At 65.0% G+C, this 13,802-nt stretch carries 10 protein-coding genes; 6 read left to right on the top strand and 4 right to left on the bottom strand.

Annotation, left to right across the window (positions count from 1 at the left end; all coding sequences use genetic code 11):
• Position 1: 1 nt before the first annotated feature.
• From P0Y43_RS04035 to P0Y43_RS04020, 4 genes are all read left to right on the top strand, one after another.
• A complete protein-coding gene (locus tag P0Y43_RS04035) occupies positions 2-634 on the top strand; it encodes a DsbA family protein (RefSeq protein ID WP_275636016.1) in 633 nt (210 codons plus the stop codon).
• Positions 627-2,459 (top strand): ABC transporter ATP-binding protein, encoded by a 1,833-nt coding sequence (locus P0Y43_RS04030; RefSeq protein WP_275636015.1) that lies wholly within the window; start codon positions 627-629, stop codon positions 2,457-2,459. Before P0Y43_RS04035 ends, P0Y43_RS04030 begins: the two co-directional genes overlap by 8 nt.
• Positions 2,460-2,565: 106 nt before the next feature.
• Positions 2,566-5,022, top strand: coding sequence for an EAL domain-containing protein (locus tag P0Y43_RS04025; RefSeq protein ID WP_275636014.1), 2,457 nt, complete (start codon positions 2,566-2,568; stop codon positions 5,020-5,022).
• A 39-nt stretch (positions 5,023-5,061) separates the two neighbouring features.
• Positions 5,062-5,847 (top strand): TenA family transcriptional regulator, encoded by a 786-nt coding sequence (locus P0Y43_RS04020; RefSeq protein WP_275636013.1) that lies wholly within the window; start codon positions 5,062-5,064, stop codon positions 5,845-5,847.
• Positions 5,848-5,980: 133 nt separating this feature from the next.
• Here P0Y43_RS04020 and P0Y43_RS04015 read toward each other — a convergent pair whose 3' ends face one another.
• The 4 genes from P0Y43_RS04015 to P0Y43_RS04000 form a co-directional block, all read right to left on the bottom strand.
• Positions 5,981-6,721: a YciK family oxidoreductase gene (locus tag P0Y43_RS04015; protein ID WP_275636012.1), complete on the bottom strand. Its 741-nt coding sequence runs from the start codon at positions 6,719-6,721 to the stop codon at positions 5,981-5,983.
• A gap of 52 nt (positions 6,722-6,773) precedes the next feature.
• Positions 6,774-7,445, bottom strand: coding sequence for an N-acetylmuramic acid 6-phosphate phosphatase MupP (gene mupP / locus P0Y43_RS04010; RefSeq protein WP_275636011.1), 672 nt, complete (start codon positions 7,443-7,445; stop codon positions 6,774-6,776).
• 2 nt (positions 7,446-7,447) lie between these two features.
• Positions 7,448-8,146, bottom strand: a complete 699-nt coding sequence (gene ubiG / locus P0Y43_RS04005; protein WP_275636010.1) for a bifunctional 2-polyprenyl-6-hydroxyphenol methylase/3-demethylubiquinol 3-O-methyltransferase UbiG — start codon at positions 8,144-8,146, stop codon at positions 7,448-7,450.
• A gap of 62 nt (positions 8,147-8,208) precedes the next feature.
• Positions 8,209-9,534, bottom strand: coding sequence for a TRZ/ATZ family hydrolase (locus P0Y43_RS04000; protein ID WP_275636009.1), 1,326 nt, complete (start codon positions 9,532-9,534; stop codon positions 8,209-8,211).
• Between the two features lie 106 nt (positions 9,535-9,640).
• Here P0Y43_RS04000 and mtnA point away from each other — a divergent pair, with 106 nt between their 5' ends.
• Entirely contained in the window at positions 9,641-10,717 is a 1,077-nt protein-coding gene (gene mtnA, locus P0Y43_RS03995) for an S-methyl-5-thioribose-1-phosphate isomerase (protein ID WP_275636008.1), read from the top strand.
• Between the two features lie 295 nt (positions 10,718-11,012).
• Positions 11,013-13,781 (top strand): DNA gyrase subunit A, encoded by a 2,769-nt coding sequence (gyrA, locus tag P0Y43_RS03990; protein ID WP_275636007.1) that lies wholly within the window; start codon positions 11,013-11,015, stop codon positions 13,779-13,781.
• The last annotated feature ends 21 nt before the right edge of the window (positions 13,782-13,802 follow it).

Here is a 13,802-nt window from a genome sequence, read left to right as displayed (position 1 = left end):
CATGACTGCACGCCTGCTCTATGTGATGGACCCGATGTGCTCCTGGTGCTGGGGCTTCGCACCAGTGGCCGAGGCGCTCATCGCCCAGGCGCGTGAGGCCGGCGTGCACACCCGCCTGGTGCCGGGCGGCCTGCGCAGCGCCAGTTCGGCGCTGGACGGCTCGACCCGTCGCTACATCCTCGAGCACTGGCAGGCGGTCGAGTCGGCCACCGGCCAACCGTTCCGTTTCGAAGGGGCGATGCCCGACGGCTTCGTCTACGACACCGAGCCGGCCTGTCGGGCCCTGGTGACCGCGCGCGAATTGGACGAGGAGGGCGCCTGGCGCCTGCTGGCGTTGATTCAGCGTGGGTTCTACGAGCAGGGCGTGGATGTCACTCGCGCTCCGCAGTTGCTCGACCTGGCCGAGCAGGCCGGCCTCGAGCGCGGGCGTTTCTCCGAGGCCTTCACCCACCCTGATACCCGCGCCGCCACCGCCGCGGATTTCAGCTGGGTGCAGGACCTGGGCATCGCCGGCTTTCCGACTCTGCTGGCCGAGCGCAACGGCCAGTTGGCGCTGCTGACCAACGGTTACCAACCGCTGGAGCGCCTGCAACCCTTGCTCGGCCGCTGGCTGCAGCAGGCTGCCTGTGCTTGACCTGCCCGGGTCGCCCGACCCGGTGCCAGGGAATCCCCCCGCTGCGCCCGATCGCCTGAGTTGGGCGGAAATCCGCCGCCTGGCCTTGCATCACAAGAAAGCCCTGTGGACCGCCAACCTGGTGGCCGTGCTCGCGGCCCTGTGCAGCGTGCCGATTCCATTGCTGTTGCCGCTGCTGGTGGACGAAGTGCTGCTCGGCCACGGCGATGCCGCGCTCAAGTGGATGAACCAACTGCTGCCGAGCGACTGGCAGGTGGCCGCTGGCTACATCGGCTTGATGTTGGTAGCGACCCTTGCCCTGCGCTTGGCCTCGCTGGCTTTCGGCGTGGTCCAGGCCAAGCTGTTCGCCGGCCTGGCCAAAGACATCGTCTACCGTCTGCGCATCCGCCTGATCGAGCGCCTCAAGCGCATCTCGCTCAAGGAGTACGAAAGCCTGGGCAGTGGCACGGTGACCACGCACCTTGTCACCGACCTGGACACCCTCGACAAGTTCGTCGGCGAAACCCTGAGCCGTTTCCTGGTCGCGGTGCTGACCCTCACCGGCACCGCGGCCATCCTCATCTGGATGCATTGGCAACTGGCGCTGCTGATCCTGCTGTTCAACCCGCTGGTGATCTACTTCACCGTGCAGTTGGGCAAGCGCGTCAAGCACTTGAAGAAGCTGGAGAACGACAGCACCGGGCGTTTCACCCAGGCGCTGACGGAAACCCTCGACGCCATCCAGGAGATTCGTGCCGGCAACCGCCAGGGTTATTTCCTTGGCCGCCTCGGCCTGCGGGCCCGCGAGGTGCGCGACTACGCCGTGGCCTCGCAGTGGAAAAGCGACGCCAGTGGTCGAGCCAGCGGCTTGCTGTTCCAGTTTGGTATCGACATTTTCCGCGCGGCGGCGATGCTCACCGTGCTGTTTTCCGATCTGTCGATCGGCCAGATGCTGGCGGTGTTCAGCTACCTGTGGTTCATGATCGGGCCGGTGGAGCAGTTGCTCAACCTGCAATACGCCTACTACGCCGCCGGCGGCGCGCTGAGTCGGCTCAACGAGCTGCTGGCGCGCGATGACGAGCCGCAGTACCCGGCGGCCAGCGACCCGTTCGCCGGGCGCGAGACGGTCGGCATCGAAGTCCGCGACCTGCGCTTCGCCTATGTCGACGAACCGGTGCTGGATCACCTGGACCTGTCCATTGCCCCGGGCGAGAAGGTGGCGATCGTCGGCGCCAGCGGCGGCGGCAAGAGCACTCTGGTGCAATTGCTGCTGGGTCTGTACAGCGCCCAGGCCGGCAGCATCCGCTTCGGTGGCGCGACCTTGCAGGAGATTGGCCTGGAGACCCTGCGCGAGAATGTCGCGGTGGTGTTGCAACACCCGTCGTTGTTCAACGACACGGTGCGCGCCAACCTGGCCATGGGGCGCGACTGCAGCGACGAGGCGTGCTGGCAAGCCTTGGCCATCGCCCAGTTGGACGCCACCATCGCCGCGCTGCCGCAAGGCCTGGACAGCGTGGTCGGTCGTTCCGGGGTGCGCCTTTCCGGCGGCCAGCGTCAACGCCTGGCAATTGCCCGCATGGTGCTGGCCGAGCCCAAGGTGGTGATTCTCGACGAAGCCACCTCGGCGCTGGACGCTGCCACTGAGTACAACCTGCACCAGGCCCTGGCGCGCTTCCTCGATGGCCGTACCACATTGATCATCGCCCACCGCCTGTCGGCGGTGAAACAGGCCGATCGTGTGCTGGTGTTCGATGGCGGGCATGTGGCCGAGGATGGCGGCCATCAGCAACTGATCGCCGAAGGCGGCCTGTACGCCAAACTCTACGGGCACCTGCAACAGTCCTAGATCTCCTTGTAGGCGTCGTGAAAAAGCCCACGCAGTCATGGCAAATGGCCTACGCTGTGCTTGTCTGGGTCGATTCGTGACAAAGCCGCTCTATGACAGGGACTACATGAAGGGAAATCGGGCTCTCGAAGCGCCAAGGCTGCTGGGTATCATCTGGCCCTTTGTCGCCGCTGTGGTCTTCCAGGTGCTGCTGGGCAGCATCAGTCTGTATTCGCTCTCGGCAATGCGCGCCTACGTGGCGGGCGAGAGCCTGTGGTCGAAGGCGCAGAAAGACGCCATCTATTACCTCAACCTGTACGCCGACGACCGCGACGAGGGCACCTTCCAGCGCTACCGTCAGGCCATCGATGTGCCCAAGGGCGACCATGACCTGCGCGTGGCCCTCGATCAGCCGGTGCCCGACCTGGAAATGGCGCGCCGCGGCATTCTGCAAGGCGGCAACCACCCCGACGACGTCAACCGGATCATCTGGTTCTACCGCAACTTCCGCCAGATCAGCTACATGCAGAAGGCCATCGACTATTGGGACATCGGTGATGACTACCTGCGCCAGTTGGATGTGCTGGCCGTGCAGATGCGCGACGGCTTTTCCCGTGGCACCGCAGGCCCGCGCCAGGTGAGCGAGTGGCGCGCCCGCATTGTCGCCATCAACGACGGCGTGACCCCGGCGGCCAAGGCTTTCAGCGACGCCTTGGGCGAAGGCTCGCGGGTGCTGCTGCGGGTGCTGATGATCACCAACCTGGTCACCGCGCTGTTCCTCATCGCCATGGCCTGGCGCCGTTCCGGCAGGCTGCTGTCGCAACGCCAGGCATTCGCCAGCGCCCTGCAGGAGGAGCGTGAGCGGGCGCAGATCACCCTGGAGTCGATCGGCGATGCGGTGATCACCACCGATGTCGAGGGTTGCATCGTCTACATGAACCCGGCCGCCGAGCAACTGACCCATTGGCAAGGCACCCAGGCCCAGGGTCTGCCGCTGGCGTCGCTGTTCAGCCTGCTCGACGAGAACGCCGAGAAGGACAGTCTCACCCTGGTCGAACAGGTGCTCAGTGGCAGCCTCAAGGGCGGCGCCGAGCACTCCCGGTTGATTCAGCGCCTGGATGGCAGCACGGTGTCGGTGAACCTGGTGGGTTCGGCGATCCTCACCGACGGGCAGGTCAGCGGTATCGTCCTGGCCCTGCACGACATGACCCAGGAGCGCCAGTACATCGCCAACCTTTCATGGCAGGCGACTCATGACGCGCTGACCGGCCTGGCCAACCGTCGCGAGTTCGAGTTCCGCCTGGAGCAGGCGCTCAATGCCCTGGCGCGCCAGGGCGGGCGGCATTCGCTGATGTTCCTCGACCTCGACCAATTCAAGCTGGTCAACGATACCTGTGGCCACGCGGCGGGCGACGAGTTGCTACGGCATATCTGCGCGGTGCTGCAATCGGGCCTGCGCGAGGGTGACACCCTGGCCCGCCTGGGCGGCGACGAGTTCGGTGTGCTGCTGGAGAACTGCCCCTCGGACCAGGCCGAGCGCATTGCCGAGCACCTGCGCCAAACCGTGCAGAGCCTGCACTTCGTCTGGAAAGGGCGGCCGTTCGTCACCACCGTGAGCATTGGCCTGGTGCACATCACCCAGTCGCCGGGCACCTTGGAAGCGTCACTGCGGGCTGCGGACATGGCGTGCTACATGGCCAAGGAGAAGGGCCGTAACCGGGTTCAGGTGTACCACGCCGACGACAGCGAGTTGTCCATGCGCTTCGGTGAGATGGCCTGGATTCAGCGCCTGCACGTGGCCCTGGAAGAAAACCGCTTCTGCCTGTACGCCCAGGAAATCGCGGCGCTCAAGCCCGAGGCCGGCCCCGGGCATCTGGAGATTCTTCTGCGTCTGCACGACGAGACGGGCCGCACCATCCTGCCCGACAGCTTCATCCCTGCCGCCGAGCGCTATGGCCTGATGACCGCGTTGGACCGCTGGGTGGTGCGCAACGTGTTCCAGGTGATCCGCCAGTGCCTGGACGAGGCGCGCGAGGGCCCGTTGGCCATGTGTGCGATCAACCTGTCGGGCACCAGCATTGGCGACGACAAATTCCTGGAGTACCTGCAGCGTTTGTTTGGCGAGTACCGCATTCCACCGCGGATGATTTGTTTCGAAATAACCGAGACCAGTGCTATCGCCAATTTGGGAAGCGCAATTCGCTTCATCAATGAATTGAAAGGCCTGGGGTGCAAGTTCTCCCTCGACGACTTCTGCGCCGGAATGTCGTCGTTCGCGTATTTGAAGCATTTGCCTGTAGACTTCCTGAAGATCGACGGAAGTTTCGTCAAAGATATGCTGGACGATCCGATCAATCGGGCCATGGTCGAGGTGATCAACCACATCGGCCACGTGATGGGCAAAAGGACCATTGCCGAGTTTGTCGAGACGCCATTGATCGAGCAGGCCTTGCAGGAGATCGGCGTGGATTACGCCCAGGGCTACCTGATCGAGCGGCCGCAGGTGTTCACCTGCGACAGCCTGCAGCGCCAACGGATTGCCGCTAGGCCCCTGTTGCACAGGGCGCCGGGGACCTTTCGCTGACATAACGTCGGCAAATCACAGGGAATCAAGGAGCTGACAGTGATTGATGCATTCATAAGGATCGGGCCATTGATGGACCCCGCCAGCTATCCCGATTGGGCCCGGCAACTGATCGAGGATTGCCGTGAAAGCAAGCGCAGGGTGGTCGAGCATGAGTTCTACCAGCGATTGCGCGATGGCCAGCTCAAGCCCAGTACCATTCGCCAGTACCTGATTGGCGGTTGGCCGGTGGTCGAGCAGTTCTCCCTGTACATGGCCCAGAACCTCACCAAGACCCGCTACGCCCGCCACCCCGGCGAGGACATGGCGCGCCGCTGGCTGATGCGCAACATTCGCGTTGAACTCAACCATGCCGACTACTGGGTGCACTGGGCCCAAGCCCACGGCATCCACCCGCACGAGCTGCAAGCCCAGGATGTGCCGCCGGAGCTCAATGGCTTGAACGACTGGTGCTGGCGCGTATGTGCCACCGAGTCCCTGGCGATTGCCATGGCGGCCACCAACTACGCCATCGAGGGCGCAACCGGGGAGTGGTCGGCCGTGGTCTGTGCCAACGACACCTACGCCCAGGGGTTCCCCGAGGAAGACCGCAAGCGGGCGATGAAGTGGTTGAAGATGCACGCCCAGTACGACGATGCGCACCCTTGGGAGGCGCTGGAGATCATCTGTACCTTGGTAGGCGAGAAGCCGACCCAGTTGTTACGCCATGAGCTGCGCAAGGCGGTATGCAAAAGCTACGACTGCATGTTCCTGTTCCTGGAGCGCTGCATGCAGATGGAGCAACGCAACCAGGGGCGTGCACGGCCGGCGCTGGCGGCGGGTTGAAGGTTGTGGGGCTGGCGGCCCTATCGCGGGACTAGCCCCACAGGTACCCCGCAGTCCTTAAGGCCAGCGGTGAACCTGAAGGAGCGGGCTTGCCCCGCGATAGGGCCGGCACAGCCAACCCAACTCTACATCTCTACTGCGCGTTGAACGCCTGCCCATTCACCCCGGCGCTGTCCGGCCCCATCAGGTACAGGTACACGGGCATGATCTCTTCGGGCAGCGGATTGTTCTGTGGGTTCTCGCTGGGGTAGGCCTGGGCACGCATCGCCGTGCGCGTGGCGCCTGGGTTGATGCTGTTGGCGCGCACAGGCGCGACCCCTTCCAACTCGTCGGCCAGGGTTTGCATCAGCCCCTCGGTGGCGAACTTCGACACCCCGTAGGCGCCCCAATAGGCGCGACCCTTGCGCCCGACGCTGGAAGAGGTGAACACCACCGAGGCGTCCTCCGACAGTTTCAGCAGCGGCAGCAGGGTGCTGGTGAGCATGAACATGGCGTTGACGTTGATGTGCATCACGCGCATGAAGTTGTCGCCCGACAACTGCTCCAGCGGTGTGCGTGGGCCAATGATCGAGGCGTTGTTGAGCAACCCGTCGAGGCGACCGAACTGCTCCTCGATCATCACCGCCAGTTCGTCGTACTGGTGCGGCAGGGCGGTTTCCAGGTTGAACGGGATGACTACCGGTTGCGGGTGGCCGGCGGCTTCGATCTGGTCGTAGACCTCGTTGAGGTTGGCCTCGGTCTTGCCCAGCAGCAGCACGGTGGCGCCGAGCGCGGCGTAGGCCTTGGCGGCGGCGGCACCGATGCCGCGGCCTGCGCCGGTGACGAGGATGACCCGGCCCTTGAGCAGGTCGGGGCGGGCGGTGTAGTCGAACATTGAAAATTCCCTATCTCGAAGAAGCGACGCGAACCCTGTTGGCGCCGTGGGGTCAGCAGCCGCACAGGGCGCTGTCGATCACCTTGCGCAATTCCAGGGGGTGGTCCACCACCACGTCCGCGCCCCAATTGTTGGGGTTGTCCTCTGGATGAATATAGCCGTAGCGCACTGCCGCCGTGCGGGTGCCCGCGTCGCGGCCCGACTCGATGTCGCGCAGGTCGTCGCCAACGAACAGGACGCTGGCCGGGTCCAGGTCGAGGGTCTTGCACGCCAGGATCAGTGGCTCTGGGTCAGGCTTGCTGTTCTTCACATGGTCGGGGCAGATCAACAGTGCCGAGCGTTCGGCCAGACCCAGGCGCTGCATGATCGGCTCGGCGAAGCGCACGGGCTTGTTGGTCACCACGCCCCACAGCAGGTTGCCTTTCTCGATGTCGGCCAGCAGCTCGGCCATGCCGTCGAACAGGCGGCTGTGCACCGCGCAGTCGCGCTGGTAGCGGTCGAGGAACTCCAGGCGCAGGGCTTCGAAGCCTTCGGCCTCGGGAGCCATGGCGAAGGTCGCCGCGACCATGGCCCGCGCGCCGCCCGAGATCACGTCGCGGATGCGCTTGTCGTCGATGGCCGGGAGGCCGCGCTCGGCGAGCATCGCCTGGCAGATGGCGATGAAGTCCGGCGCCGTGTCGAGCAAGGTGCCGTCCATGTCGAAGAGTACTGCTCGCAAACGCATGCTCATTCCTCGCGCAGGGTCTGGATCATGTAGTTGACGTCGACGTCGCTGGCCAGCTTGTAGTGCTTGGTCAGTGGGTTGTAGGTCAGGCCGATGATGTCCTTGACCTCCAGGCCCGCGACGCGGCTCCAGGCGCCCAGCTCCGAGGGACGGATGAACTTCTTGAAGTCGTGGGTGCCGCGCGGCAGCATCTTCAGGACGTACTCGGCACCGATGATCGCCAGCAGGTAGGCCTTGGGGTTGCGGTTGATGGTCGAGAAGAACACCTGGCCGCCGGGCTTGACCAGGCGGTGGCAGGCGCGGATCACCGAGGAAGGGTCCGGCACGTGCTCGAGCATCTCCAGGCAGGTGACCACGTCGAACTGGCCAGGCATCTCTTCGGCCAGGGCCTCGGCGGTGATCTGCCGGTACTCGACCTGCACGCCCGATTCCAGCTGGTGCAACTGGGCCACCGCCAGGGGCGCCTCGCCCATGTCGATGCCGGTCACGGTGGCGCCACGCAGGGCCATGGCTTCGCTGAGGATGCCGCCACCGCAACCGACGTCCAGCACCTTTTTGCCAGCCAGGCTGGCGCGCTCGTCGATCCAGTTGACGCGCAGCGGGTTGATCTCGTGCAGCGGCTTGAATTCGCTTTCGCGGTCCCACCAGCGATGGGCCAGGGCCTCGAACTTGGCGATTTCGGCGTGGTCGACGTTGCTCATTGAACAATCCTCTGAAACTTCGATGAAAGGTGTCACGGGCGGCAGCGGCGGCTGCCGGCCAGTCATTCTTTGCCTGCGCGGATGCGGCGGCCCCAGGCGCGGGCGGTGTCGATCAGGGCCTGCTCGTCCATGCGCGTCAGGCGCCGGTCGTCGAGCAGGTGGTGGCCGGCGACCCAGACGTGGCGTACGCAGTCGCGGCCGGTGGCGTAGATCAGCTGTGAAACGGGGTCGTGCACCGGCTGCTGGGCCAGGCCCGACAGATCGAAGGCGGCAAGGTCCGCAGCCTTGCCCACTTCCAGCGAACCGGTGATGGCCTCCAGGCCCAGGGCCCTTGCGCCGTTGAGCGTGGCCATGCGCAATGCGCGGTGGGCGTCCAGGGCCGTGGCGGAGCCGGCGACCGCTTTGGCCAGCAGCGCCGCGGTGCGGGTTTCGCCTAGCAGGTCGAGGTCGTTGTTGCTGGCGGCGCCATCGGTGCCCACGGCCACGTTGACCCCGGCCTGCCACAGGCGTTCGACCGGGCAGAAGCCGCTGGCCAGTTTGAGGTTGGACTCCGGGCAGTGCACCACGCTGGTGTTGCTTTCTACCAAGAGGGCCAGGTCGTCGTCGCTGATCTGCGTCATGTGCACTGCCTGCAGGCGCGGGCCCAGCAGGCCAAGGCGCGCCAGCCGCGCCAAGGGGCGCTCGCCGTGCTCGGCCACGGCCTGCTCGATTTCGCCGGCGGTCTCGTGGATATGCATGTGCAGCGGTGCGTCGAGTTGCTCGGCGATGACGCGGATCTTCTCCAGGTTCTCGTCATTCACCGTGTACGGCGCATGTGGGCCCAGGGCGACGCTGATGCGCGGGTGGTGGCGCAGGTCGCCGAACAGCTCGATGGCCAGGTGCAGAGCCTCGTCGGGCGTGCGTGCGCCGGGGATCGGAAAGTCCAGCAAGGGCACCGCCACCTGGGCGCGAATGCCGCTGCGGTGCACGCGGTCGCAGGCTTCGCGGGGGAAGAAATACATGTCGGCGAAGCAGGTGACGCCACCTTTGAGTTGTTCGGCGATGGCCAGGTCCGTGCCGTCGCGCACGAAGGCTTCGTCGACCCAACGACCCTCGGCGGGCCAGATGTGTTCCTGCAACCAGGTCATCAGCGGCAGGTCGTCGGCCAGGCCGCGGAACAGGGTCATGGCGGCGTGGCCGTGGGCGTTGACCAGCCCGGGCGCCAGCAGGCAGTCGGGCAGCTCGCGTACCTCATTGGCCTGCGGTGCTCGCTCGCGGGGGCCGATCCAGGCGATCAAGCCCTCGCGGATGCCCAGGGCATGGCCCTCGAGTACCACCCCGGCCGGCTCCACAGGGACCAGCCAGCTAGGAGCGAGCAGCAGGTCGAGGGGCGGGGCGACTGGGGGCATGCGGGTTACCTGCTTCTATAGGCGGAACGCGCAGTATACCCGAGCGCCGGCGGCGCAGGCTCGCTATAATCGACCGCTTTTGAACAGCGAACGACGGGGAGAGGCGATGCGCGAGCGACTTTTGGCGGCGGAGAAGGTGACCGGCATCCAGTGGCGTGACGGTACCTTGCACCTGCTCGACCAGCGTCTGCTGCCTGCCCGCGAGCGTTGGCTGGCCTGCGCCGAGGTTGGCGAGGTGGTCGAGGCGATCCGCGCGATGGCGGTGCGCGGTGCGGCGGCGATCGGTATCAGTGCGGCCTATGGCCTGTTGCTGGCCCTGCGCCAGCGGCTGGCCGAAGGCGATGACTGGGAGGCTGCGCTGGAGGAGGACTTCCTTGCCCTGGCCGAGTCGCGACCGACTGCCGCCAATCTGTTCTGGGCGCTCAATCGCATGCGGGAGCGGCTGCAGCGGCTGCGTGACGGCGAGGACCCGCTGGTGGCGTTGGAGGCCGAGGCGGTGGCGATTCACGAGAGCGACCGGGAAGCCAACCTGACCATGGCTCAACATGGTATCGAGCTGATCCGCAAGCACCAGGGCAGCGAGCAGACCCTGCTCACCTATGGCAATGCTGGCGCCCTGGCCAGCGGCGGTTTCGGCACCGCGCTGGGGGTGATTCGCGCGGCGTACCTGGAGGGCATGGTCGAGCGTGTCTATGCCGGTGAAACCCGGCCCTGGTTGCAGGGTTCGCGCCTGACGGCCTGGGAGTTGGCCCATGAGGGTATTCCGGTGACCTTGTGCGCGGATTCGGCGCTTGCCCACCTGATGAAGACCAAGGGCATCACCTGGGTGGTGGTGGGGGCCGACTGCATCGCCGCCAATGGCGACGTGGCCAGCAAGATCGGCACCTACCAACTTGCGGTGGCGGCCATGCACCATGGCGTGCGCTTCATGGTGGTGGCACCTAGCACCAGTATCGACCTGAACTTGGCAACGGGGGACGACATTCCGCTGGAAGAGCGCGAGGCGGGGGAGTTGCTGGAGGTCGCGGGCAAGCGGGTTGCGGCGGATGTCGAGGTGATCAATACGGTGTTCGATGTGACTCCGGCGGACTTGGTCGATGTGATTGTGACCGAGAAGGGTATCGTCGAGCGGCCGGATACCGCGAAGATCGCCCAGTTGATGTGTCGCAAGCGGTTGCATTGAAGGGGCGTGTCGGATGAGCTGGCCCTATCGCGGGGCAAGGGCGGTAGGGGCGGTGAAATCCGCGCATATTTCCGCTCCAGCGGCAGCCTGCCCTATCTCCCACGCTCCTAGCCTTTGTGATACCATCCGACAGTTTCCAAGGTCGCGCTTTGCAGCGGCCTTCATTGCGCAGATCCATGGCTCAACTCATTGATTTGTCGTAAGTCGCCGCATGGCCGAGCGCTGCGGCGGCGAGCTTCGTTCGTCCACCGATGGATACGGCGAAGTTTCACCAGAAAAAGGAATCAGGCTTCTCATGGGCGAACTGGCCAAAGAAATCCTCCCGGTCAATATCGAAGACGAACTGAGACAGTCCTACCTCGACTACGCGATGAGCGTGATTGTCGGGCGAGCGCTGCCCGATGCGCGTGACGGCTTGAAGCCCGTGCATCGTCGCGTTCTGTATGCGATGAGTGAACTGGGCAACGACTGGAACAAACCGTACAAGAAGTCCGCCCGTGTGGTCGGTGACGTCATCGGTAAGTACCACCCCCACGGCGACACCGCCGTGTACGACACCATCGTGCGCATGGCCCAGCCATTCTCGCTGCGCTACCTGCTGGTCGACGGCCAGGGCAACTTCGGTTCGGTGGACGGCGACAACGCCGCGGCCATGCGATACACCGAAGTGCGCATGACCAAGCTGGCCCACGAGCTGCTGGCCGACTTGCACAAGGAAACCGTCGACTGGGTGCCCAACTATGATGGCACCGAGCAGATCCCGGCGGTCATGCCGACCAAGATCCCCAACTTGCTGGTCAACGGCTCCAGCGGCATCGCCGTGGGCATGGCCACCAACATCCCGCCGCACAACCTGGGCGAGGTGATCGACGGCTGCCTGGCGCTGATCGACAACCCCGAGGTCACCATCGATGAACTGATGCAGTTCATCCCAGGGCCCGACTTCCCCACCGCCGGCCTGATCAACGGCCGCCAGGGCATCATCGAGGCCTATCGCACTGGCCGTGGCCGCATCTACATGCGCGCCCGCTCGGAAATCGAGGACATCGACAAGGTCGGTGGTCGCCAGCAGATCGTCGTCACCGAGCTGCCTTACCAGCTAAACAAAGCGCGGTTGATCGAGAAGATCGCCGAGCTGGTCAAAGAGAAGAAGATCGAAGGCATTACCGAGCTGCGCGACGAGTCCGACAAGGACGGCATGCGCATCGTCATCGAGCTGCGTCGCGGCGAGGTGCCAGAGGTGGTGCTCAACAACCTCTACTCGCAGACCCAGCTGCAGAGCGTGTTCGGTATCAACATCGTCGCGCTGATCGATGGCCGTCCGCGCCTGCTCAACCTCAAGGACCTGCTCGAAGCGTTCGTCCGTCACCGCCGTGAAGTGGTGACCCGTCGCACCGTGTTCGAGCTGCGCAAGGCGCGCGAGCGTGGCCATATCCTCGAGGGCCAGGCGGTCGCGCTGTCCAACATCGACCCGGTCATCGCCCTGATCAAGGCCTCGCCGACGCCTTCCGAAGCCAAGGAAGCGCTGGTCAGCACGCCGTGGGAGTCCAGTGCCGTGCAGGTCATGGTCGAGCGCGCCGGCGCTGACTCCTGCCGCCCGGAAGATCTCCCCGAACAGTACGGCCTGCGCGACGGCAAGTATTTCCTGTCACCGGAACAGGCTCAGGCGATCCTCGACCTGCGTCTGCACCGCCTCACGGGCCTGGAGCACGAGAAGCTGCTGGCCGAATACCAGGAGATCCTCGAACAGATCGGCGAGCTGATCCGCATCCTCAGCAGCGCCCAGCGCCTGATGGAGGTGATTCGCGAGGAGCTGGAGGCGATCCGCGCCGAATACGGCGATGTGCGCCGCACCGAGATCCTCGACGCGCGCCACGACCTCAACTACGGCGACATGATCCCGGAAGAAGAGCGCGTGGTGACCATCTCCCACGGCGGCTATGCCAAGACCCAGCCGCTGACCGCCTACCAGGCCCAGCGTCGTGGCGGTAAAGGCAAGTCGGCCACTGGGGTGAAGGATGAGGACTACATCGAACACCTGCTGGTCGCCAACAGCCACGCCACGCTGCTGCTGTTCTCCAGCAAGGGCAAGGTGTACTGGCTCAAGACCTACGACATCCCCGAAGCCTCGCGCGCTGCCCGTGGTCGCCCGTTGGTCAACCTGCTGCCGCTGGAAGAGGGCGAGCGCATCACCGCGATGCTGCAGATCGACCTCGAGGCTTTGCAGCAGAGCGCCGGTGTCGACGAAGACATCGAGGAGGCCGACGACACCGTGCTCGAGGGTGAGGTGGTCGAGGTCGAGGAAATCGACGAGGAAGACGGTGATACCCCGGAATGGGTTGCCGAGCCTACTGGCGCCTACATCTTCATGGCCACCGCCTCCGGCACTGTGAAGAAGACCCCGCTGGTGCAGTTCGCCCGTCCGCGCTCCAACGGTTTGATCGCTCTGAAGCTCAAGGAGGGTGACACCCTGATCGCCGCAGCCATCACCGACGGCGCCAAGGAAGTCATGATGTTCTCCGACGCCGGCAAGGTGATCCGCTTCGCCGAGAGCGTGGTTCGTGAAATGGGCCGTAATGCGCGTGGCGTACGCGGCATGAGGCTGGGCAAGGGCCAGCGGATCATTTCGATGTTGATCCCTGAGTCTGGCGCACAAATCCTCACCGCTTCCGAGCGTGGCTTCGGCAAGCGCACCCCGCTCTCCAAGTTCCCGCGCCGCGGCCGTGGCGGCCAGGGGGTGATCGCCATGGGTACCAAGGGGCGCAACGGTCTGCTGATCGGCGCCATCCAGGTGCAGGAAGGCGAGGAGATCATGCTGATTTCCGACCAGGGTACGCTGGTGCGTACGCGGGTCGGCGAAGTTTCCAGCCTGAGCCGCAACACCCAGGGTGTGACACTGATCAAGCTGGCCAGCGACGAGACGCTGGTGGGCCTGGAGCGTATCCAGGAGCCGTCCGAGGACGCCGATGAGTTCATCGAGACGGACGAGGAGGGCGTCGAGATCGGCGCAATCGAAGCGGTCGACGACGACAGCGGTGCCACCGAAGAGGCACCTCAGGAATAACACAGCGCAACAACCCGGGCG

This window comes from Pseudomonas entomophila, assembly GCF_029193575.1.
GTDB classification, from domain to species: domain Bacteria; phylum Pseudomonadota; class Gammaproteobacteria; order Pseudomonadales; family Pseudomonadaceae; genus Aquipseudomonas; species Aquipseudomonas entomophila_G.
This window is presented reverse-complemented; position numbering and strand designations above follow the sequence as displayed.

Coding starts and splice junctions, on each gene's coding strand:
- P0Y43_RS04035 (WP_275636016.1), top strand. CDS start 2: ATGACTGCACGCCTGCTCTATGTGATGGACCCGATGTGCTCCTGGTGC.
- P0Y43_RS04025 (WP_275636014.1), top strand. CDS start 2,566: ATGAAGGGAAATCGGGCTCTCGAAGCGCCAAGGCTGCTGGGTATCATC.
- P0Y43_RS04015 (WP_275636012.1), bottom strand. CDS start 6,721: ATGTTCGACTACACCGCCCGCCCCGACCTGCTCAAGGGCCGGGTCATC.
- mupP (WP_275636011.1), bottom strand. CDS start 7,445: ATGCGTTTGCGAGCAGTACTCTTCGACATGGACGGCACCTTGCTCGAC.
- ubiG (WP_275636010.1), bottom strand. CDS start 8,146: ATGAGCAACGTCGACCACGCCGAAATCGCCAAGTTCGAGGCCCTGGCC.
- P0Y43_RS04000 (WP_275636009.1), bottom strand. CDS start 9,534: ATGCCCCCAGTCGCCCCGCCCCTCGACCTGCTGCTCGCTCCTAGCTGG.
- mtnA (WP_275636008.1), top strand. CDS start 9,641: ATGCGCGAGCGACTTTTGGCGGCGGAGAAGGTGACCGGCATCCAGTGG.
- gyrA (WP_275636007.1), top strand. CDS start 11,013: ATGGGCGAACTGGCCAAAGAAATCCTCCCGGTCAATATCGAAGACGAA.